Source organism: Escherichia sp. WS1152 (assembly GCF_046487665.1).
GTDB lineage: Bacteria > Pseudomonadota > Gammaproteobacteria > Enterobacterales > Enterobacteriaceae > Escherichia > Escherichia coli.
Genome location: NZ_JBJQJA010000033.1, coordinates 1 through 19,525 on the forward strand (window position 1 = coordinate 1; position 19,525 = coordinate 19,525).

The 19,525-nt window shown below is 48.0% G+C and carries 17 protein-coding genes and 8 pseudogenes; 15 read left to right on the plus strand and 10 right to left on the minus strand.

Annotated features, from left to right (window positions below; genetic code table 11):
- Nucleotides 1-115 precede the first annotated feature (115 nt).
- The 4 genes and pseudogenes from ACJHW7_RS24180 to ACJHW7_RS24195 all read left to right on the plus strand — a co-directional run bounded on the left by ACJHW7_RS24180 (nucleotide 116) and on the right by ACJHW7_RS24195 (nucleotide 2,611).
- Complete coding sequence (locus ACJHW7_RS24180) at nucleotides 116-712, plus strand: recombinase family protein (RefSeq protein WP_000583524.1); 597 nt, start codon at nucleotides 116-118, stop codon at nucleotides 710-712.
- Nucleotides 713-1,901: 1,189 nt separating this feature from the next.
- A pseudogene (locus ACJHW7_RS24185) lies at nucleotides 1,902-2,150 on the plus strand (IS1380 family transposase); the annotation flags it as partial.
- Between the two features lie 2 nt (nucleotides 2,151-2,152).
- Nucleotides 2,153-2,239: pseudogene (locus ACJHW7_RS24190) on the plus strand (hypothetical protein); the annotation flags it as partial.
- 30 nt (nucleotides 2,240-2,269) lie between these two features.
- Nucleotides 2,270-2,611 (plus strand): RamA family antibiotic efflux transcriptional regulator, encoded by a 342-nt coding sequence (locus tag ACJHW7_RS24195; protein ID WP_004202492.1) that lies wholly within the window; start codon nucleotides 2,270-2,272, stop codon nucleotides 2,609-2,611.
- Between the two features lie 17 nt (nucleotides 2,612-2,628).
- Here ACJHW7_RS24195 and ACJHW7_RS24200 read toward each other — a convergent pair whose 3' ends face one another.
- Together ACJHW7_RS24200 and ACJHW7_RS24205 are read right to left on the minus strand one after the other, a co-directional pair.
- Entirely contained in the window at nucleotides 2,629-2,877 is a 249-nt protein-coding gene (locus ACJHW7_RS24200) for a DUF1158 domain-containing protein (protein ID WP_065809026.1), read from the minus strand.
- Between the two features lie 264 nt (nucleotides 2,878-3,141).
- Nucleotides 3,142-3,378 (minus strand): annotated as a pseudogene (locus tag ACJHW7_RS24205) (IS6 family transposase); the annotation flags it as partial.
- Nucleotides 3,379-3,443: 65 nt separating this feature from the next.
- On the opposite strand from ACJHW7_RS24205, the pseudogene ACJHW7_RS24210 reads away from it, so the two are divergent.
- A pseudogene (locus tag ACJHW7_RS24210) lies at nucleotides 3,444-4,958 on the plus strand (Tn3-like element TnAs1 family transposase); the annotation flags it as partial.
- A 140-nt stretch (nucleotides 4,959-5,098) separates the two neighbouring features.
- On the opposite strand, the gene ACJHW7_RS24215 reads toward ACJHW7_RS24210, so the two are convergent.
- Nucleotides 5,099-5,890 (minus strand): hypothetical protein, encoded by a 792-nt coding sequence (locus ACJHW7_RS24215; RefSeq protein ID WP_050394548.1) that lies wholly within the window; start codon nucleotides 5,888-5,890, stop codon nucleotides 5,099-5,101.
- A 293-nt stretch (nucleotides 5,891-6,183) separates the two neighbouring features.
- Here ACJHW7_RS24215 and ACJHW7_RS24220 point away from each other — a divergent pair.
- Together ACJHW7_RS24220 and dinQ are read left to right on the plus strand one after the other, a co-directional pair.
- A pseudogene (locus tag ACJHW7_RS24220) lies at nucleotides 6,184-6,297 on the plus strand (resolvase); the annotation flags it as partial.
- A 563-nt stretch (nucleotides 6,298-6,860) separates the two neighbouring features.
- A complete protein-coding gene (gene dinQ / locus ACJHW7_RS24225; protein WP_000565612.1) occupies nucleotides 6,861-6,944 on the plus strand; it encodes a damage-inducible type I toxin DinQ in 84 nt (27 codons plus the stop codon).
- Between the two features lie 154 nt (nucleotides 6,945-7,098).
- Here dinQ and ACJHW7_RS24230 read toward each other — a convergent pair whose 3' ends face one another.
- The gene (locus ACJHW7_RS24230) at nucleotides 7,099-7,743 is read right to left on the minus strand and encodes a recombinase family protein (RefSeq protein ID WP_001376796.1); all 645 of its coding nucleotides are present in this window, start codon (nucleotides 7,741-7,743) and stop codon (nucleotides 7,099-7,101) included.
- A 294-nt stretch (nucleotides 7,744-8,037) separates the two neighbouring features.
- Here ACJHW7_RS24230 and ACJHW7_RS24235 point away from each other — a divergent pair, with 294 nt between their 5' ends.
- The 3 genes from ACJHW7_RS24235 to ACJHW7_RS24245 all read left to right on the plus strand — a co-directional run bounded on the left by ACJHW7_RS24235 (nucleotide 8,038) and on the right by ACJHW7_RS24245 (nucleotide 10,428).
- Complete coding sequence (locus ACJHW7_RS24235; RefSeq protein ID WP_000864788.1) at nucleotides 8,038-8,658, plus strand: ParA family protein; 621 nt, start codon at nucleotides 8,038-8,040, stop codon at nucleotides 8,656-8,658.
- Between the two features lie 51 nt (nucleotides 8,659-8,709).
- Nucleotides 8,710-8,940, plus strand: a complete 231-nt coding sequence (locus ACJHW7_RS24240; RefSeq protein ID WP_000051066.1) for a plasmid partition protein ParG — start codon at nucleotides 8,710-8,712, stop codon at nucleotides 8,938-8,940.
- A gap of 423 nt (nucleotides 8,941-9,363) precedes the next feature.
- Complete coding sequence (locus ACJHW7_RS24245) at nucleotides 9,364-10,428, plus strand: ParA family protein (RefSeq protein WP_012291478.1); 1,065 nt, start codon at nucleotides 9,364-9,366, stop codon at nucleotides 10,426-10,428.
- A gap of 537 nt (nucleotides 10,429-10,965) precedes the next feature.
- On the opposite strand, the gene ddp1 is transcribed toward ACJHW7_RS24245, so the two are convergent.
- The 4 genes from ddp1 to ACJHW7_RS24265 form a co-directional block, all read right to left on the minus strand.
- A complete protein-coding gene (ddp1, locus tag ACJHW7_RS24250) occupies nucleotides 10,966-11,388 on the minus strand; it encodes a DNA distortion polypeptide 3 (RefSeq protein ID WP_179292036.1) in 423 nt (140 codons plus the stop codon).
- Between the two features lie 67 nt (nucleotides 11,389-11,455).
- Nucleotides 11,456-11,902, minus strand: coding sequence for a hypothetical protein (locus ACJHW7_RS24255; protein WP_001074384.1), 447 nt, complete (start codon nucleotides 11,900-11,902; stop codon nucleotides 11,456-11,458).
- 3 nt (nucleotides 11,903-11,905) lie between these two features.
- Nucleotides 11,906-12,748 (minus strand): replication initiation protein, encoded by an 843-nt coding sequence (locus ACJHW7_RS24260; RefSeq protein ID WP_063116919.1) that lies wholly within the window; start codon nucleotides 12,746-12,748, stop codon nucleotides 11,906-11,908.
- A 20-nt stretch (nucleotides 12,749-12,768) separates the two neighbouring features.
- Complete coding sequence (locus ACJHW7_RS24265) at nucleotides 12,769-13,608, minus strand: replication initiation protein (RefSeq protein ID WP_024129959.1); 840 nt, start codon at nucleotides 13,606-13,608, stop codon at nucleotides 12,769-12,771.
- A 1,289-nt stretch (nucleotides 13,609-14,897) separates the two neighbouring features.
- Between ACJHW7_RS24265 and ACJHW7_RS24270 the strand changes: the two genes are divergently transcribed.
- Both ACJHW7_RS24270 and ACJHW7_RS24275 read left to right on the plus strand, forming a co-directional pair.
- Complete coding sequence (locus ACJHW7_RS24270) at nucleotides 14,898-15,149, plus strand: type II toxin-antitoxin system Phd/YefM family antitoxin (protein ID WP_000121743.1); 252 nt, start codon at nucleotides 14,898-14,900, stop codon at nucleotides 15,147-15,149.
- Nucleotides 15,139-15,228 (plus strand): annotated as a pseudogene (locus tag ACJHW7_RS24275) (type II toxin-antitoxin system RelE family toxin); the annotation flags it as partial. The gene ACJHW7_RS24270 and the pseudogene ACJHW7_RS24275, both read left to right, overlap by 11 nt.
- A gap of 172 nt (nucleotides 15,229-15,400) precedes the next feature.
- Here ACJHW7_RS24275 and ACJHW7_RS24280 read toward each other — a convergent pair.
- Complete coding sequence (locus ACJHW7_RS24280) at nucleotides 15,401-16,600, minus strand: IS91 family transposase (protein WP_000948429.1); 1,200 nt, start codon at nucleotides 16,598-16,600, stop codon at nucleotides 15,401-15,403.
- 9 nt (nucleotides 16,601-16,609) lie between these two features.
- A complete protein-coding gene (locus ACJHW7_RS24285; protein ID WP_000957857.1) occupies nucleotides 16,610-16,798 on the minus strand; it encodes a hypothetical protein in 189 nt (62 codons plus the stop codon).
- A 119-nt stretch (nucleotides 16,799-16,917) separates the two neighbouring features.
- On the opposite strand from ACJHW7_RS24285, the pseudogene ACJHW7_RS24290 reads away from it, so the two are divergent.
- The 3 genes and pseudogenes from ACJHW7_RS24290 to ACJHW7_RS24300 all read left to right on the plus strand — a co-directional run.
- Nucleotides 16,918-18,348 (plus strand): annotated as a pseudogene (locus ACJHW7_RS24290) (IS4-like element IS50R family transposase).
- A 28-nt stretch (nucleotides 18,349-18,376) separates the two neighbouring features.
- Nucleotides 18,377-19,171: an aminoglycoside O-phosphotransferase APH(3')-IIa gene (locus ACJHW7_RS24295; protein WP_000572405.1), complete on the plus strand. Its 795-nt coding sequence runs from the start codon at nucleotides 18,377-18,379 to the stop codon at nucleotides 19,169-19,171.
- A gap of 20 nt (nucleotides 19,172-19,191) precedes the next feature.
- Nucleotides 19,192-19,428: pseudogene (locus ACJHW7_RS24300) on the plus strand (hypothetical protein); the annotation flags it as partial.
- Between the last annotated feature and the right edge of the window lie 97 nt (nucleotides 19,429-19,525).

Here is a 19,525-nt window from a genome sequence, read left to right on the forward strand (position 1 = left end):
TTTATTATGGTGATCCCCTGGGCGAAATGCGCCTGGTAAGCAGAGTTTTTGAAATGTAAGGCCTTTGAATAAGACAAAAGGCTGCCTCATCGCTAACTTTGCAACAGTGCCCAAAATGATAATCGGCTATGCGCGTAAATCGACACATCTTCAGGATGTAACGCATCAGGTTGATGAACTGACAAAAGCGGGTTGCGAGCAAATCTATCATGAACAGATCTCACGCGGCGGCACTAAACGCGCCAAAAATGGTGCCCCGGAACTGGAGAACTGTCTGAAGGCATTGCGCGAAGGTGATACCCTGGTTGTTTGGGCGCTTGATCGGCTCGGCGGTTCATTGAGCCAGGTGATTACGTTGCTTGACGACCTGAAAAAGCGCGGAATCACCTTTATAGCCATCAAAGACAGAATAGATACTAGCGCTCCTGTTATCGGGGAAATCTATACTCATCTGATGGCTATATTCTCTAACTTTGAACGCAACCGCAATATTGAACGAACGAGATCTGGACTCGCAGCTGCTCGCGCAAGGGGCCGTGTAGGGGGAAGAAAACCGTCACTTTCGGAAGATGATATTAAGCAAATGAAAATTCTGCTTGCTGATCCTGAAATGACAGTAGGAGCTGTTGCGAAGCGCTTCAATGTTTCTCGCATGACTATTTATCGCTACACGACAAAAGGCAACCATTCAGAGAAAATAAATGATGAATAACATTCTAGCCTGATGACTCCGGTTAGGTTGGGTTTCGTCGAATGCGATGTGCCGCCATATGCCCGTCAGGGCATGGAAGGCGACCGCGCCGGACTCCACCGGACACCGGCCGCAAATCGCCGGAAACTGCGGGACTGACCGGAGCAACAGGCCAACCCCCCTCCCTGCTAAGCCATAACCCAGCCCGCCGCCACGCAGCTGCCGCACGTCCTCCACGGGGGTGCGCAGTGGGCGCCGCGCGCCTGCGCGCGGGTACGGCGGCCCGCCTGCGGGTCGCGGCGCCGTACTGCGAGTTAGCGGCCGCCGCGCGGCCGGTTACGGGGGACACCGCACCGTCACGGCCAGCGCCCCACTGAGCTGCACAATCCACAAATAACACAAAGGTATAATTAAAGTTATGGAAATCCGCCCACCTTGCCGGGCGCCGGTGCCGTGTGGAAATCCGCCCACCTTGCCGGGCGCCGGTGCTGTGTAGAAATCCGCCCACCTTGCCGGGCGCCGGTGCTGTGTGGAAATCCGCCCACCTTGCCGGGCGCCGGTGCCGTGTGGAAATCCGCCCACCTTGCCGGGCGCCGGTGCCGTGTGGAAATCCACCCACCTTGCCGGGCGCCGGTGCCGTGTGGGAATCCGCCCACCTTGCCGGGCGCCGGTGCTGTGTGGGAATCCGCCCACCTTGCCGGGCGCCGGTGCTGTGTGGGAATCCGCCCACCTTGCCGGGCGCCGGTGCTGTGTGGGAATCCGCCCACCTTGCCGGGCGCCGGTGCCGTGTGGGAATCCGCCCACCTTGCCGGGCGCCGGTGCTGTGTGGAAATCCGCCCACCTTGCCGGGCGCCGGTGCTGTGTGGGAATCCGCCCACCTTGCCGGGCGTCGGTGCCGTGTGGGAATCCGCCCACCTTGCCGGGCGCCGGTGCCGTGTGGAAATTCGCCCATCTTCATGACAAAAATTTGTCAAATGACAGGCTCATGTGTGCTGATTTATGTCAGACGGGATTTTGCTTATCACCTAGATTCTACGTCAGTACTTCAAAAAGCATAATCAAAGCCTTGATAAATATGCATTCCTTCGAAATTCAGCTTTCACCCATTGGGTGAAAGAAAAGTGCTCAAAAATATGTTAAATTATCAGCTTTTATGACTCGATATATGGTAAAATAATAGTAAGAAAAGTAGTAAAAAGGGGTTCTAATTATGATTAATAAAATTGATTTCAAAGCTAAGAATCTAACATCAAATGCAGGTCTTTTTCTGCTCCTTGAGAATGCAAAAAGCAATGGGATTTTTGATTTTATTGAAAATGACCTCGTATTTGATAATGACTCAACAAATAAAATCAAGATGAATCATATAAAGACCATGCTCTGCGGTCACTTCATTGGCATTGATAAGTTAGAACGTCTAAAGCTACTTCAAAATGATCCCCTCGTCAACGAGTTTGATAAAGGGCCTGGCGTCTGCTGACGCCTGTGCAGGGCGAGCCGGTGTGGGTCGCCGATAAGACGCAATCATTTAACGCCTGGTGGCGCTAAGCGCCAGTGCAGTATCAGAGGAGAGAGCATATGACGATTTCCGCTCAGGTGATTGATACTATCGTCGAGTGGATTGATGACAACCTGCATCAACCGCTGCGTATTGATGATATCGCTCGCCATGCCGGGTATTCGAAATGGCATCTGCAACGGCTGTTTTTACAGTATAAAGGGGAGAGCCTGGGGCGCTATATTCGCGAAAGGAAGCTGCTGCTGGCCGCCCGCGATCTGCGTGACACCGATCAGCGGGTCTACGATATCTGCCTGAAGTATGGCTTCGATTCGCAACAGACCTTTACCCGCGTCTTCACCCGGACCTTCAATCTGCCGCCGGGCGCCTACCGTAAAGAGAACCACAGTCGCGCCCACTGAGGCGCGCCCTTCCTGGTTTAGCGTTCGAGCGAAAACCAGCGACGCCACACCCAGCGCAGCACCAGATACTCAATGGCGCCCAGTGCTAAGAACCACAAACAAAACAACACCGTATAAAGCTGGTTGAGATCCATCATATGGAATGTCTCAACCAGCTTTTGCGCCAGCGTCAGGCCCAGCGACGGCGCGGGCAACAGCAGACAGGAGAGCAGAGCCAGGAGCAGGATCCCGGGTGTTTTTATCTTACCGTCAAACTCGGCTGGGATTTCGTACAACCAAGGATAGTGGGTACGCTTAAACCCCAACTTTTGGTTGTCTTTGTAGCCATCCTTTAACGCCAGTGTCTTTAATTTTTTGGTCGGCAGGTTTGGCTGAGTCGGGAAGTCTAGCTCGATGATCTCATCACTTGGGGTGATACCTTCTTCCTTCAGATAATCCTTAAATGCCGCCATATAGCTGGCGCGCACACCAAAAATATTCAAGGTTTCCAGCTTATCCAAGTGCAGACCTTTTGGGCGCTGATTTGGCTTTTCATCCATGTGCCACGGGCAAAGATCGGAAGGGTTACGCCAGTACCAGCGCAGCCGTTTTTCCATTTCAGGCGCATAACGCTGAACCCAGCGGTAAATCGTGGAGTGATCGACATTCACTCCGCGTTCAGCCAGCATCTCCTGCAGCTCACGGTAACTGATGCCGTATTTGCAGTACCAGCGTACGGCCCACAGAATGATGTCACGCTGAAAATGCCGGCCTTTGAATGGGTTCATGTGCAGCTCCATCAGCAAAAGGGGATGATAAGTTTATCACCACCGACTATTTGCAACAGTGCCACTTCGACGACTACCTGCTGCCGGCCGAGAAGTTCGCCGCACTCAAGCGCGAGCAGGCCCTGCCCCTGGCGATCAACCCGAACAGCGACCAGTACCTGGAAGAGCGTTTGCAGCTGCTGGACGAGCAGTTGGCCACCGTCACCCGCCTGGCCAAGGACAACGAGCTGCCCGATGCCATCCTCACCGAGTCAGGGCTGAAAATCACCCCGCTGGATGCGGCGGTGCCGGATCGGGCGCAGGCGCTGATCGACCAAACCAGCCAGTTACTGCCGCGCATCAAGATCACCGAACTGCTGATGGACGTGGACGACTGGACGGGCTTCAGCCGCCACTTCACCCACTTGAAGGACGGGGCCGAGGCCAAAGACAGGACGTTGCTGCTGTCCGCAATCCTCGGTGATGCGATCAACCTCGGGCTGACCAAGATGGCCGAGTCGAGCCCCGGCCTGACCTACGCCAAGCTGTCCTGGCTGCAAGCCTGGCACATCCGCGACGAAACCTATTCGGCGGCCTTGGCCGAGCTGGTCAACCACCAGTATCGCCACGCCTTTGCCGCCCACTGGGGCGACGGCACGACCTCATCCTCCGATGGCCAGCGCTTCCGCGCGGGTGGCCGGGGCGAGAGCACCGGGCACGTCAACCCGAAGTACGGTAGCGAGCCGGGACGGCTGTTCTATACCCATATCTCCGACCAGTACGCGCCGTTCAGCACCCGCGTGGTGAATGTCGGCGTCCGCGATTCCACCTATGTGCTCGACGGCCTGCTGTACCACGAGTCCGACCTGCGGATCGAGGAGCACTACACCGACACGGCCGGCTTCACCGATCACGTCTTTGCCCTGATGCACCTGCTAGGCTTCCGCTTCGCGCCGCGCATCCGCGACCTCGGCGAAACCAAGCTGTACGTGCCGCAGGGCGTGCAAGCCTACCCGACGTTGCGCCCGCTGATCGGCGGCACCCTGAACATCAAGCACGTGCGTGCCCACTGGGACGACATCCTGCGCCTGGCCAGCTCGATCAAGCAGGGCACCGTCACCGCCTCGCTGATGCTGCGCAAGCTCGGCAGCTACCCGCGCCAGAACGGACTGGCCGTGGCCCTGCGCGAGCTGGGCCGGATCGAGCGCACGCTGTTCATCCTGGACTGGCTGCAAAGTGTTGAACTGCGCCGCCGCGTGCATGCCGGCCTGAACAAAGGTGAGGCGCGCAACTCGCTGGCCAGGGCGGTGTTCTTCAACCGCCTTGGGGAAATCAGGGATCGGAGCTTCGAGCAGCAGCGCTACCGGGCCAGCGGCCTCAACCTGGTGACGGCGGCTATCGTGCTGTGGAACACGGTGTACCTGGAACGCGCCACCCAGGGGTTGGTCGAGGCCGGCAAGCCGGTGGACGGCGAGCTGCTGCAATTCCTGTCGCCGCTGGGCTGGGAGCACATCAACCTAACCGGCGATTACGTCTGGCGGCAGAGCCGCAGACTGGAAGACGGGAAGTTTCGGCCCTTACGGATGCCCGGAAAACCTTAGCGTACGATTTTTTCCGAATTCTGCGGGCTCCCCCTTATAGAAGATTATCGGCATTATAGGAAGGTTGACACTGGTTGTAGTACGATCACAATTCCTCGCACACTTGGACATACAGGTGATTCTGTCCAGCATAGTGAAAATCAGAACTGAGCTATCACGACTCTAGTCTTTCCTTCGGTATCTTTCCCCTCAAGATCGTCTATCACACCTTTAGGGTTAGTCACCCAACCTTCAGGGTCGTATACAAAGCATACTAGCGTCTCACAGTCCGGATGTGCACGGTAACGGGCCATATCAATGAGCAGTTCCTCTCCAATTTTATTTGCCCCTAGAGAGCGGCGAGTTTTCTTCACTTCAATGACAATCTTCTCTTTCTTCAGAAGAAAATCCTGTCTGGATGATGAACCTGCGAAGCTAGGTGAATTTTCTTCAGGTCTGACATCATCAAAATGCAGCAGCAGAAGAGCATGAACAAGATCCTGTACATCATACTCGTCATTAATCTCAAGCGGCGTTCTTTCATTGTATCGTTGCTTTAATTGACGACAAAAAGCTGGAAATTTATTGAGTATATTTATAATCAAATCCAGTTCTGCATGTTTTGTTGCTATAGTCGATGCCGTGCCGGAGTAAGTTAAATCGTCTCTGGCTGCATCAAAAATAGGTTTGTAATGTTTAACCAATCCCTGATAATTACTAGACCAAGCAATCCTTTGTGTATCATTAAAATCTTTGTAGTAATCAGATTCCTTTCCATAACTGTCTTCAAGTAACTTTTTTGCTCTTGCAATCCAGTTATTACTTCTAGCCGAATCAATATATTCCTGGCTTCTGTGACTAAATGCACTTGTTCCCATATATTTTGTCGACATGACAGAATTATACTCTTGTTCAAGCACTTCAAATCTTTCAGCTAAGGTCTTCTTCGTCATAGTGCAATCCAAATTATATGCTAATAATATCTGTGAATTTTAATATTCTACCATGTCTGGCTTTCTTCCGTTCACATTGGACATTCAGGTAATTCTGTCCATACCTAATTAGTTACAACATTCACATGTTCTGTTCCTTTATCTGGTGCCCTGTTCCGACATATGTGCCCATATCCTGGGTTATTCAGGATAACCGCTTCCTTTTCACCCTGCCCTGTCGTTCATATTCCTCTGGACAAAAATGCATTATCGGAAAAAATGTCCAAATTTTTTTTTGGTGATCGGAATTTTTGTTGTCGGACGCACCTCTGCTTCAGGTCATAATTGCTGGCACGTCCAGAAAAACAGGTGCGGAGATTAAAAAATTGAGTCACTTACCCGCCAAAATTTTCCAGATTTCACGTAGCACACCACCGCTACTGCATCCATCAACAAAAAATGACGTTTTTTTAATTACTTTGTATGCTGCAACTTACTGAAAAAACGGGATTCATGATAATGCCGGTAACGGCATCGTTCTGTTGGCCAACGCGATCAGCAGTATTGGCTGCAACAAAAAATAAAAGAAAAATCCCTCAAATGAAGGGGAAAAAACGGAAGTACAGGCAAACGACAGGCACAAAAAAACCCGACGGGTAATCGGGCTTTTTTGTGTTTTCCAGCCCTGAGTTGGTGGCTCTGACTGGAGAAGAACTCTCTTCAACCAACATAGACATAATATGTCTACATGATATGGAATGCAACCGTATCCGCTTATGCGTATAATACACCGGTTGGTTCTGATCCGTTATAACTCCAGCCTTCCCGCAAGGATTAAGCGATTTTAAGTCCTGGCTGAAAAACAGGTGGTGCTGTTGTCAGTGCTCTGGCTGGAGTGGAACTGTCTTCAACCAACACCGAAGAACAACCGATATGACAGGCAGTGTAAGAGTAAGTATCGGGAGTCTGCTCCATATAATGGAGTAAACGGATGATTGATAAAGCAATCATCGTTCTGGGGGCACTAATCTCGCTTCTTGAACTGATTCGCTACCTTCTCCAGTTGATGGGCTGATGGCGGAAACGTAACTAAGGCCGGGGGCTAACCACCTCCGGCCTTTAATAAAAACATATTTTAGTTACAATATTCAAATGCATTGACTAAACACCACACACCCAATCTCCTGAGTTAATATCCTGCCTTGCAGGTATATTAGCCCCCTACTCCTCTACTTACTGGATTTCTGCCCGGTTTTACGTTTTAGCGCATTACTGATTGTGCCACGGCTGCACCCTAGCACTTTCTGTACCTGTGTCCAGGAGCTACCGCTTTCTATCAACCTGATAATTGCATCATGTCTGGCTTGATTAGGTTTACGCCCTTTATATTTGCCGTCTTTCCTTGCTTTCTCTATCCCTTGTTTCTGGCGTTCCCTACGTTGTTCATAGTCCCTTCTGGCAACTGCGGCCAGCATATCCAGCAGCATATCGTTAATGGCTGCAAACAACCGGCTGTCAAACTCACTCATACCAGAATTAATCCATGTCGTCGGCACATTCACCGCCATAACCCGGATGTCTTTCTGCCGGATCATTTTCTTCAACGTATTCCAGTCTTCCCCTGACAGGCGGGAAAGTCTGTCCACATCCTCGATAAGCAAAATGTCATTTTGCTGGCAATCTCTCAGAAGACGAAAAAGTTCCGGGCGCTCAAGACGGGAGCCGGATTCATTCTCAATATAGTAGCTGCAAATGATCAGGTCTCTTTCCCTGGCAAAAGCCTCGATAGTTTCCAGGGCACGCGAAGCATCCTGTTCTGCTGTTGAAGCTCTCAGATAAGCGCGAACAAAGCTTGTTGGTACATTTGAAGTCATATTACAGAACCGGTTCACATAAGGTCACACCACTATACCCAAAATGCACCAGAAAGTAGATCGACAGGAAAGGCACACTCTAAAAGAACCAAAAAACAAATAATGAGTAGATGTGACCTTGTCACTACACACTCATAAACTCAAACACTCATATACACAAGACAACTCAAATGAGTAGATACTCCTTAACTCATATACACATAAACTCAGATTAACCTTTGCTCATACAAAGAGTATGATAAACTCAAAAACTCACAGGAGTAATTGAGTAGACACACAATTGAGGATTTGAGTATGAAGGTGATCTCATTTCTGAATCCGAAAGGGGGTTCAGGTAAAACAACTGCCGTAATCAACATAGCCACTGCGTTGAGCAGGAGCGGATACAACATTGCTGTGGTAGATACAGATCCACAAATGAGCCTGACGAACTGGAGCAAAGCGGGCAAGGCAGCATTTGACGTATTTACAGCAGCATCTGAAAAAGACGTCTATGGAATCCGAAAAGATCTGGCGGACTATGACTTTGCTATTGTGGACGGGGCAGGTTCACTCTCAGTAATCACCTCCGCAGCCGTCATGGTAAGCGATCTGGTAATTATCCCTGTCACCCCCAGCCCTCTGGATTTCTCCGCAGCAGGAAGCGTCGTTACTGTTCTGGAAGCACAGGCTTACAGCCGCAAAGTTGAAGCCCGCTTTCTGATCACCCGTAAGATAGAAATGGCAACCATGTTGAATGTGCTTAAAGAAAGTATCAAAGACACCGGTGTTAAAGCATTTCGTACAGCTATTACACAACGTCAGGTTTACGTGAAATCAATTCTTGATGGCGACAGCGTGTTTGAATCCAGTGATGGTGCTGCAAAAGGTGAAATAGAAATCCTTACAAAAGAGATAGTTAGAATGTTTGAGTAATTACACATTTACTCATATAATCAAATAAGTATAAAAACCGGAGTAGCCTGAATGTCACTTGAAAAAGCGCATACGTCAGTAAAAAAAATGACCTTTGGTGAAAACAGAGATCTGGAACGAGTAGTAACAGCACCAGTATCATCTGGAAAAATCAAACGTGTTAACGTTAATTTTGATGAAGAAAAGCACACCCGGTTTAAGGCTGCATGCGCCAGGAAAGGTACATCAATCACTGACGTGGTGAACCAGCTTGTAGATAACTGGCTCAAAGAGAACGAATAATTGGAAGCCGAAGCGAACAGACAGGCCGACGCAAAACAACTGTTCTCAAAGCAGCCCTGGCTATGTACAACAGCCAATAGTTACTTGATTCTGCAAAACTTAGATGATTCAGGATTTAATCTATCAGTAGGAGTTCGGACAAAATGGGGTCCGTGGGAATTTCTGTGATAACACCCGCTAAGCGATTTCTCACTGAAAGAAATCTTCAGCCCCTGCAGTTAGTTAAAGAAAATTAAATCTATAAACCTGTAAATTTTTGCGTGACAAACTCTGTCGGAATGAGAAACTGTACGGAAACTTCAATTTTAAGGTTTGTCGTGCATGTTGATGGTTATATACGGGTATCAAGCAATCGATTACGTATTACACTATTCTCCGATGTAGTTATTTCTAAACATTGAAAATGTCTAAGAAAGGAATAAAATGAAAACTATTTCACTATTTAACAACAAAGGCGGGGTAGGAAAAACGACCCTGACTTGGAACTTAAGTGTATCTCTATCGGCAAAGGGAAAATCTGTTTTGCTGATAGATTTCGATCCTCAATGCAATTTATCAATAGCTTTACTTGGTGAGACTGGCTTCTCTGACCTTTTAAAGAAGGATGCAAATAATCCTTATGGTAAAACGATAAGAGCATTTTGCCAACCATTTATACAACAAGATATTCTCCCTGTCGTACATACATTCCCACCACAATTTCCCATGGAGCCTGGCTCAGGAAGGTTAGACATAGCTCCAGGTGACTTTTGGCTCAATAATCTTTCAGATGTGATTAGTGTAGGTACAGATTTAATTGCTGGAAACGCAGTAAACAGATTCTTGATACCTAGTTTAATTGCTAGTAAAGCTCAAGAGTTAAATAATTGTGAATACGATTATGTTCTTATTGATGTACCGCCGTCATTTAATACGATAGTCAGATCGGCTCTCTACTGTTCTGATTATTTCTTGGTTCCATGTACTGCCGATATATTTTCGGCTTACTGCATAGGACTCATTGGTGAAACTTTACCAAAATTTAGAGACGACTGGGAACAGGGTATTAGAAGAACTTCAGCCCAAAATAACTCTCTAATAAGCCAAAAAGGTTCACCTAAATTTGCAGGTTGGGTCTTCAACGGATTTGATAAAAGAAAGAATCCAGGCCAACAAAACTCATCAGAGATCGCGGCTGATGCAGCCCATAGAGATAAAATAATTGATTCAGTAAAAAATGACCTTCGCCCCAAATTAGCATCTATAAAAACATACTCAGCAGTGGCTTCTTTTACTCCAGACACTCCTGTCGCAAAAGTTGAAGACCTAAATGTTATGGCTCCAGATAGTATCTTACAGGGGGTCCCGCTCAGATATTTATCTACCGTAGCACCTACTAGGGGGGTGTTGGCCAGAGGGGCTTGGTCAGGACCTCAGAAAGCCCTAATGCAGACTATGTCGGCAGAACATGACGTTTTAGCTGATTATATAATCCAAAATTTCGTTTAATATCTTTTAGGGATTGTACGCCGGCACCCCTTTTACCGTCTTAGGGGTTCCGTGGGAATTTCTGCGATAACAAACGCTAAGGAAAAGTGAAGTTCTTTAGATTGAAGCGATTAGTACGAAGTGGCCTACATAAGTGAATGGCGAACAGCATACAGATTCTCTCTTAAAAATATGTGAGACAATAGAAAAACGACTGAAAATTTTTTGTATATTAATAGCTTCACAAGCTTTGATGATAGAGGGTAAAAATCACCATTATCTAATCAATTTGACGCTCATATCATTGAATGAAGAAACGGTAAAAATCAATTGAGAGCAATATTAAATATCAAAATAAAAACGATGAAAAAAAGATTGTTACCAATACAATGAGGACATTAGAATCACGCCCCCCAAATTTTATATAATTAAGATCATAGATGCAGATCAGTTTGGTTAGTTCTCCGTAGGGGAGAAGTTATGAAAACAGGTAAATGGAATAAACATCGTTCGTGTAAAATGCATTAATACGAATGGGTAACATGTATTTCCAGGGATTTAATCAAACAATGGCATCAGTTTTTCAACCAGTAGCAGATCGCTTAAACCATCTAACAAAACAACTTCCATACCAGAGTCAATAAGTGAATCAATCCCAGGCGCTTCCTCAAAGCCGATAACCATGATCGGCTTTCGGTCTATAAAATCAAATATTACTAATGGAAGTATTACACTGTTAATTAATTCAAATTCTTTAAAGAAAGCATCTGTGCCATATTCACTGGTAGGAAAAAGAATCTCACTTAATCTCACACCATAAAAAACATGATAGTGTTCTTTAAGATTATCCTTTAAAATATTAACAGCCTTAGAATATTTCTCGTTAATAAACTCTTTGACCAGATATTTCATAAACATCTCCAATAAGAACCGACTGTAGGTCACCGGGCAAACGTTGCGGAATGGCGTCAGAGACGTCATTTTGCGGCGTTTGCCCTATCCTGCATCGCAGTGAAAAGGCAGGGACTGGCATAACTGCTGAGTAGCATCATTGCTGGCTTATCTCACTACTGTTCTCGGTGCTTTCGTCCGCAGGTTCGGGAACAAGTAACTTGTGCCAGGGCATAGTTTTGTTGAGCAGCTCCATCAGAGGCTCAGCCAGCAGTCCCAAAATCCAGGTTGCCGTAATCACCGGTATAGTCAGATTTTGTGGCGTCCATAACTGGTGATCGAGATGATACCAGGTGATGACACACAAAATACCCCCCAGCCAGAACACAGCCCATTTAAACGCACCAAGAATGGCTAACACAAAAACAAAGATAAAATGTAAAACACTCGCGGCAAGAAGACGAAGATAAAACCATCCCCAGCCAAGCCACTTAACAAAAGTGCTCCCTGTTTTCACTGCAAAACGTTTCTTACGCTCCCTGGCGATTTCTTTCCTGAATTTAGCTCGTTCTTCCCCCTGAGGGAATTGATAGATTTTAGCCATGAGTTACCTCATTTCGATCTCAAAACGGACTTTGCTGACTCTTCTCCCCTGCCTTTCAGCATTAACACATTTAATGTTTTTAACATCTGTCCTTTCTGTTATTTCATCAATAGCTATATTGATTCCATCTCTTTTAAAGAAAGAAAACTTTTGATTTTGAATATAACCTATTTCTTTCTTAAGTTCATCTACACCTATAGTGAAAGATTTAAGATGGCTAAATTTTATCAGTTGATATAAAGGCCATGAGTATCTTCCTTGAAGAGACAAAGCAGATTTTAGAGGAAGCTCGGTAAGCTGATATTTACGGGAGTCTATCGCTGTAATATAATTTATCGTCTTAGACGAAAACATAACACGAAGCAATCCCTCATTCGAAATATAGTCACAATGTGTAATTAAATTTTTATTTCTTGAAAAGAAATCTGCTGCATCCTTCATTTGCTTATATGCAACAGAACGCTCAACACCAACAAATTCTGCATACTTATCAGCCCGGATCAATAGCGACTTATCCGATTCAAGTTTATTTTCAAAGTAATAATATAAACAAATAAAAAAGACCCTTCTTGCCGAAAATGACAGTTCATTAACTAACAGATTTAATCCGCTATTATATCTAATAATTTTATCGTAATTAACATGCCTCATAGTAGATGAAAAAAGAGAAGGACAAGCTTTAGTAGCTAAAGCTCCTGATTCTGTCTTTCTTCTTATATGAAGAGTCTCATTTATTTCTAGTACCTCCAATAAGGTTCCATCTTCCCATCCTGTATTTTCTATCATACTAGCAGGAATGATAATTACTGCCGCACCACCTTGTTTATGTAATTTTATTTGCTCCATAGTGTATTTACCTTTATATATTAAGCACCTCTGAAACCATACGGTATTCTGGTATCAAGTCCTTCGCTTTCTTTATCTATTTTATACGAAAATCTTAGCTTTGATGCTCTTCTTGCGACTCTCTTAACAATTTTAACTTCGAGATGATTAATCTCTGTATATTGATTTATTTTTTCAATATTTTTTTGCAGAAAAACCTTATTAAAATCCTTAAAATTCTGATAAAGGTAAACTTTTTCGCCATTATCTATTCTGAATAATTCAAGTTCATCCTTTAATACATCTACTTCAATGTCGAAAAATGTCTTTTTACCACTGCTGTATTGTTTCCTGATAAACTGATAAAGCATATTTGAATTTTGATCAGCGAGTCTTACAGACGATATCAAAACCTGAGTAGTGTAAGAATCCTTTAACATCGTGATATATGGCTCAATGACATGTGAAAAAGCAATATCAATATATCCTTCACTTTCAACATAATCACAAAACGCAGTCAGGTTCATAAGCCTGACTGCATCAGAAGGTAATTTACCTCTCTTCTTCGTATGTCCAGAGCTTTGATTGCCCTGAGCTGTGAGAAGTTGATTTCGAGGAATACGAATAACACTGGCCTGAAGTTCTTCTGCCCCCTCTTTCAACTGCCGGTAAGCACCTGTTACATCAATATCAGCGATAAATGCATATTCCCGAGCCGTAATACGAAAGGTTGCCCCCTCAGATAACTCTTCACGTGAATCAATCTGCGCCATAGCCATAAACAAAATTCTTCTGGCAGACAAAGGCAACGATGAGAATGTGCTGTTAATTTCATTTCTGTGGCGAATTTTTGTTTTCTTTGTAACGCTCAGTAAGTTCATACATTACCTTTGGTTTTTAAGTTCTTATGGTGAAATCATAACCACAAAGGCGGAAATATGTAAAGTGGTTTATCCACCTTATATGTTTCCACCAAAACACGGATCACATGAAAGAATTTTTATCATTTATATTCAATATGATAGAAATGCGCAGGTATCCACCTTTTAACGTCATACGTTAGATTAGAGCACTATAAAGAACTAAAGAAATGAAGATACAAAGATACGAATATCTGAATAAAAACAGAAAAATGCGTACCCATCCACCTTTCAGTGCGTACCCATCCACCTTTCAGTGCGCAGCCATCCACCTTTCATGAAAATTACAGTGCGTACCCATCCACCTTTCAGTGCGCAGCCATCCACCTTTCATGAAAATTACAGTGCGTACCCATCCACCTTTCAGTGCGTACCCATCCACCTTTCATTTTGAGGCGACAAAAAACAACACCTATCTTAATGAAATTATTGATAAAAAAACTGGCACAATGTTTGCAGAATAAGTTAGAGTAAGTTAAAGATCTTAAAGTAGATCTACCGATCTACATTTAAGATCTTAAAAACAAGAAGTTTAATAAGCAAAAAAACACAAAAAATCTGTGGATAACTTTGCTCAAAACAAAAAATTCACACTACCTGTGGATAACTTTGCGTAAACCCAGAGGACAGATCACTCTGAACCAAGACAACCACACATAAAAACAATATGCTCGCTTTTTAACCACTGCGCGTAATTGCCTGATGTTATCCCTGTGCTGTTCCGCTTCCTCGCTCACTAACTCGCTACACTCGGTCGTTCGGCTGCGGCGAGCGGTGTCTCCTTTCTCAAAACCAGAAGAGTTCAGATCATACGATCCGTTGATTGATCCTTTTTGGATCTTTCACTGAGAAGCCCTGAATCGCTTTCTAACGCTTTGTTCGATGTAACCATGAGGAAAACCATGTGAAATCGAAAAAATCGCTCAGAATGCGATACAGCGCGTTTTAGAGGGTATTTACAAAACAGTCGTTGCCTTGAGGAAATTTTGATCAAGATTGAACTCCTATCCGGATCATGGCAACAGATCACAGCAACAAGGCCGCTAAAAAGCGTTGAGCGGCGTTAAAAACCGTTAAACCGTAGCTGACTATAACGAAACGGGAAAAAACGCTCAGAACGCGTTACAGAGCGTTTTAAGGCGATGTCGGAAAGAGCCATACCTCACCTGTTCTGATGTTTTTCTCAACACAAGCACTTTTAAGAGTACTTTTAAAGATGCTATTATGCCAATAAGACAAGCGGAGGACTTATGAGCTATCAAATTCTGACAACCACAGCGGCCAGTATTACTGACCTGAAAAAAAATCCTATGGGAACCGTAGCTGAAGGTGAAGGGGACGCTGTTGCGATCCTGAACCGAAACGAACCGGCGTTCTATTGCGTTCCACCAAAACTTTACGCCTACTATCGGGAACTCGCTGAAGATGCTGAGTTAAACGCTGTTGCTGATGAGCGCATGAAAAACCCGGAAATTGTGAAGGTTAACCTGGATGACCTATGAACTGGCTTTTGACCGCAGAGCACTGAAGGAATGGCAGAAACTCGGCCACACCATCCGTGAACAATTCAAAAAGAAGCTGGACGTATAGGAAATTGAAAAACCAGTCGATACCATTGTCCACGCCTTATGCCACGTGAGCCTTTCTGCTTTTCCCACCACTCCGGTGGTTTCCCTCTCTGTATGGTCGATTTTTATACCGTAACAGGCTGTTTTTTATACTTTCACCGATTCCCGGGCACACTTAGCCTGTGTCAGGCCGGCATATACCTCAGTAGACTGATATCCCGCGCGTTTTTCTTCAGCCCTGATACATTCAGCCCCGCAATGGCCCGGCGGTATACCATCCGGCAGCCACACAGCACGCATTCGAACGGGTCACGACTCAGGAACTGTTTCACCATTTGTGCATAGCACACTTTCGCCACTGGTTCCGGTTTATCCATCCCCAGTGCACGGTACACCTGCGGCAGCTTCTCTCCACACACACGGTTGGCAAGGAACCCGAAGTACCTCACCATCTTAAAAAACTTCTCCGGGATGTGCTGTTTCAGCCTCGCGACCAGCTCACGCTGTGTCAGCGTTTCCGTCGCCGTTTCTCCCGTTTTGTGGTCCAGGTAACGGAAGCTCAGGCTTGCCCCTCCGTTGTAATGAGCCAGTCGGGAAGCCGCTATTGGTGGCTTCTTCAGATAACGACCCAGGTAGCGTGCCGTATTCCGCCCTCCGGCTGTCTTCTTCGACATGTACACATGCCAGTATTTTCCGCCGGATTTCAGCACCAGGCTTCTCCACTGTGATTCCGTCGTGATATGTGACAACGACTCCGGCATTGCCATCCCCTCTGACCACGCTTTCAGAAGCAGCTGCCGCATATTCCACATCCACCGTGAACGCATCGCGTCTTTCAGGAAGCTCAGCTTTTTCCACTGACCATGCTTATTCAGACCTCCACAGGTTACAGACACATGTACATGCGGATGCCAGTTGAGACGACGGCCATACGTGTGGATGGCGCAGAAGATACCGGGTTCCAGCCCCCGTTTTCGGGCGGCATACAGCAGATTCTCCACCGCCAGACGGCACACGTCATTCAGCAGCCAGCGGTTGCTTTCGAACACCGGCCACAGCGTGTCCGGCAGGGTGAAGACCAGATGTACCCAGTCGCAGTCAGGAAGACGATTCAGCTGTGTTGCTGTCCACAGGTCTGTGGCCTTCTTTCCGCAGGACGGGCAGGCACGGCTGCCGCATGAGTTGGTCAGGTACTTTACGTGCTGACAGTCCGGGTTATCACACCCGAACTCTTTTACACCCAGTATCCGTGTGCCGCAGGCCAGCATTTTGGTGACGGCTTCAACCTCGATATCGCGCAGACCGCCCGCATCCAGGAAGGACGTCCAGCACTGGTTGGCTGTGAACAGACGTTTCAGAGGGCGGGGAGTAAAACCGGACAACATGAGGATGGATTAAACCCCGGTATCCTGTAGCAGGGTAAGGGCTGCTGTATCGCCACGGCGCTTCAGGATGGAGGTCGTCACCATCGCAGGTGGTGGGTCCATGGGTTTGAGCATTTTCATCCAGTCCCATTCTCGTTGTGAGAGCTTCTCAGCACCAACAGAGAGCAGAACTGTATCGATACTTTTGCGGGTCAACATAAGGGGATGAGTCCTTAATAAAACAGGTCCTCAGAGCATACATATTCTGCGGGGCGTGCGGCAACAACAGGACGAACCGGGGCGGTTTTCAATTTGCAGCCGCCAGGCTGCCGTGGTTCATGATAACTTCTGCTCTTCATCGTGCGGCCGACTGGGCTAAATCTGTGTTCTCTTCGGCGGCGCTGGGTGATCCTCGCCGTACTGCCCGCTTGGTTAACGTCGCCGCCCAATTGGCAAAATATTCTGGTAAATCAATAACCATCTCATCAGAGGGTAGTGAAGCCATGCAGGAAGGCGCTTACCGATTTATCCGCAATCCCAACGTTTCTGCCGAGGCGATCAGAAAGGCTGGCGCCATGCAAACAGTCAAGTTGGCTCAGGAGTTTCCCGAACTGCTGGCCATTGAGGACACCACCTCTTTGAGTTATCGCCACCAGGTCGCCGAAGAGCTTGGCAAGCTGGGCTCTATTCAGGATAAATCCCGCGGATGGTGGGTTCACTCCGTTCTCTTGCTCGAGGCCACCACATTCCGCACCGTAGGATTACTGCATCAGGAGTGGTGGATGCGCCCGGATGACCCTGCCGATGCGGATGAAAAGGAGAGTGGCAAATGGCTGGCAGCGGCCGCAACTAGCCGGTTACGCATGGGCAGCATGATGAGCAACGTGATTGCGGTCTGTGACCGCGAAGCCGATATTCATGCTTATCTGCAGGACAAACTGGCGCATAACGAGCGCTTCGTGGTGCGCTCCAAGCACCCACGCAAGGACGTAGAGTCTGGGTTGTATCTGTACGACCATCTGAAGAACCAACCGGAGTTGGGTGGCTATCAGATCAGCATTCCGCAAAAGGGCGTGGTGGATAAACGCGGTAAACGTAAAAATCGACCAGCCCGCAAGGCGAGCTTGAGCCTGCGCAGTGGGCGCATCACGCTAAAACAGGGGAATATCACGCTCAACGCGGTGCTGGCCGAGGAGATTAACCCGCCCAAGGGTGAGACCCCGTTGAAATGGTTGTTGCTGACCAGCGAACCGGTCGAGTCGCTAGCCCAAGCCTTGCGCGTCATCGACATTTATACCCATCGCTGGCGGATCGAGGAGTTCCATAAGGCATGGAAAACCGGAGCAGGAGCCGAGAGGCAACGCATGGAGGAGCCGGATAATCTGGAGCGGATGGTCTCGATCCTCTCGTTTGTTGCGGTCAGGCTGTTACAGCTCAGAGAAAGCTTCACGCTGCCGCAAGCACTCAGGGCGCAAGGGCTGCTAAAGGAAGCGGAACACGTAGAAAGCCAGTCCGCAGAAACGGTGCTGACCCCGGATGAATGTCAGCTACTGGGCTATCTGGACAAGGGAAAACGCAAGCGCAAAGAGAAAGCAGGTAGCTTGCAGTGGGCTTACATGGCGATAGCTAGACTGGGCGGTTTTATGGACAGCAAGCGAACCGGAATTGCCAGCTGGGGCGCCCTCTGGTAAGGTTGGGAAGCCCTGCAAAGTAAACTGGATGGCTTTCTTGCCGCCAAGGATCTGATGGCGCAGGGGATCAAGATCTGATCAAGAGACAGGATGAGGATCGTTTCGCATGATTGAACAAGATGGATTGCACGCAGGTTCTCCGGCCGCTTGGGTGGAGAGGCTATTCGGCTATGACTGGGCACAACAGACAATCGGCTGCTCTGATGCCGCCGTGTTCCGGCTGTCAGCGCAGGGGCGCCCGGTTCTTTTTGTCAAGACCGACCTGTCCGGTGCCCTGAATGAACTGCAGGACGAGGCAGCGCGGCTATCGTGGCTGGCCACGACGGGCGTTCCTTGCGCAGCTGTGCTCGACGTTGTCACTGAAGCGGGAAGGGACTGGCTGCTATTGGGCGAAGTGCCGGGGCAGGATCTCCTGTCATCTCACCTTGCTCCTGCCGAGAAAGTATCCATCATGGCTGATGCAATGCGGCGGCTGCATACGCTTGATCCGGCTACCTGCCCATTCGACCACCAAGCGAAACATCGCATCGAGCGAGCACGTACTCGGATGGAAGCCGGTCTTGTCGATCAGGATGATCTGGACGAAGAGCATCAGGGGCTCGCGCCAGCCGAACTGTTCGCCAGGCTCAAGGCGCGCATGCCCGACGGCGAGGATCTCGTCGTGACCCATGGCGATGCCTGCTTGCCGAATATCATGGTGGAAAATGGCCGCTTTTCTGGATTCATCGACTGTGGCCGGCTGGGTGTGGCGGACCGCTATCAGGACATAGCGTTGGCTACCCGTGATATTGCTGAAGAGCTTGGCGGCGAATGGGCTGACCGCTTCCTCGTGCTTTACGGTATCGCCGCTCCCGATTCGCAGCGCATCGCCTTCTATCGCCTTCTTGACGAGTTCTTCTGAGCGGGACTCTGGGGTTCGAAATGACCGACCAAGCGACGCCCAACCTGCCATCACGAGATTTCGATTCCACCGCCGCCTTCTATGAAAGGTTGGGCTTCGGAATCGTTTTCCGGGACGCCGGCTGGATGATCCTCCAGCGCGGGGATCTCATGCTGGAGTTCTTCGCCCACCCCGGGCTCGATCCCCTCGCGAGTTGGTTCAGCTGCTGCCTGAGGCTGGACGACCTCGCGGAGTTCTACCGGCGGCACTGTTGCAAATAGTCGGTGGTGATAAACTTATCATCCCCTTTTGCTGATGGAGCTGCACATGAACCCATTCAAAGGCCGGCATTTTCAGCGTGACATCATTCTGTGG

What these genes read in the sequence shown, in the direction of transcription:
- ACJHW7_RS24180 (WP_000583524.1), top strand. Translation starts at nt 116, where the DNA reads ATGATAATCGGCTATGCGCGTAAATCGACACATCTTCAGGATGTAACG.
- ACJHW7_RS24195 (WP_004202492.1), top strand. Translation starts at nt 2,270, where the DNA reads ATGACGATTTCCGCTCAGGTGATTGATACTATCGTCGAGTGGATTGAT.
- ddp1 (WP_179292036.1), bottom strand. Translation starts at nt 11,388, where the DNA reads ATGACGTCTCTGACGCCATTCCGCAACGTTTGCCCGGTGACCTACAGT.
- ACJHW7_RS24255 (WP_001074384.1), bottom strand. Translation starts at nt 11,902, where the DNA reads ATGGCTAAAATCTATCAATTCCCTCAGGGGGAAGAACGAGCTAAATTC.
- dinQ (WP_000565612.1), top strand. Translation starts at nt 6,861, where the DNA reads ATGATTGATAAAGCAATCATCGTTCTGGGGGCACTAATCTCGCTTCTT.
- ACJHW7_RS24265 (WP_024129959.1), bottom strand. Translation starts at nt 13,608, where the DNA reads ATGAACTTACTGAGCGTTACAAAGAAAACAAAAATTCGCCACAGAAAT.
- ACJHW7_RS24240 (WP_000051066.1), top strand. Translation starts at nt 8,710, where the DNA reads ATGTCACTTGAAAAAGCGCATACGTCAGTAAAAAAAATGACCTTTGGT.
- ACJHW7_RS24215 (WP_050394548.1), bottom strand. Translation starts at nt 5,890, where the DNA reads ATGACGAAGAAGACCTTAGCTGAAAGATTTGAAGTGCTTGAACAAGAG.
- ACJHW7_RS24235 (WP_000864788.1), top strand. Translation starts at nt 8,038, where the DNA reads ATGAAGGTGATCTCATTTCTGAATCCGAAAGGGGGTTCAGGTAAAACA.
- ACJHW7_RS24260 (WP_063116919.1), bottom strand. Translation starts at nt 12,748, where the DNA reads ATGGAGCAAATAAAATTACATAAACAAGGTGGTGCGGCAGTAATTATC.
- ACJHW7_RS24295 (WP_000572405.1), top strand. Translation starts at nt 18,377, where the DNA reads ATGATTGAACAAGATGGATTGCACGCAGGTTCTCCGGCCGCTTGGGTG.
- ACJHW7_RS24285 (WP_000957857.1), bottom strand. Translation starts at nt 16,798, where the DNA reads ATGTTGACCCGCAAAAGTATCGATACAGTTCTGCTCTCTGTTGGTGCT.
- ACJHW7_RS24270 (WP_000121743.1), top strand. Translation starts at nt 14,898, where the DNA reads ATGAGCTATCAAATTCTGACAACCACAGCGGCCAGTATTACTGACCTG.
- ACJHW7_RS24245 (WP_012291478.1), top strand. Translation starts at nt 9,364, where the DNA reads ATGAAAACTATTTCACTATTTAACAACAAAGGCGGGGTAGGAAAAACG.
- ACJHW7_RS24230 (WP_001376796.1), bottom strand. Translation starts at nt 7,743, where the DNA reads ATGACTTCAAATGTACCAACAAGCTTTGTTCGCGCTTATCTGAGAGCT.
- ACJHW7_RS24280 (WP_000948429.1), bottom strand. Translation starts at nt 16,600, where the DNA reads ATGTTGTCCGGTTTTACTCCCCGCCCTCTGAAACGTCTGTTCACAGCC.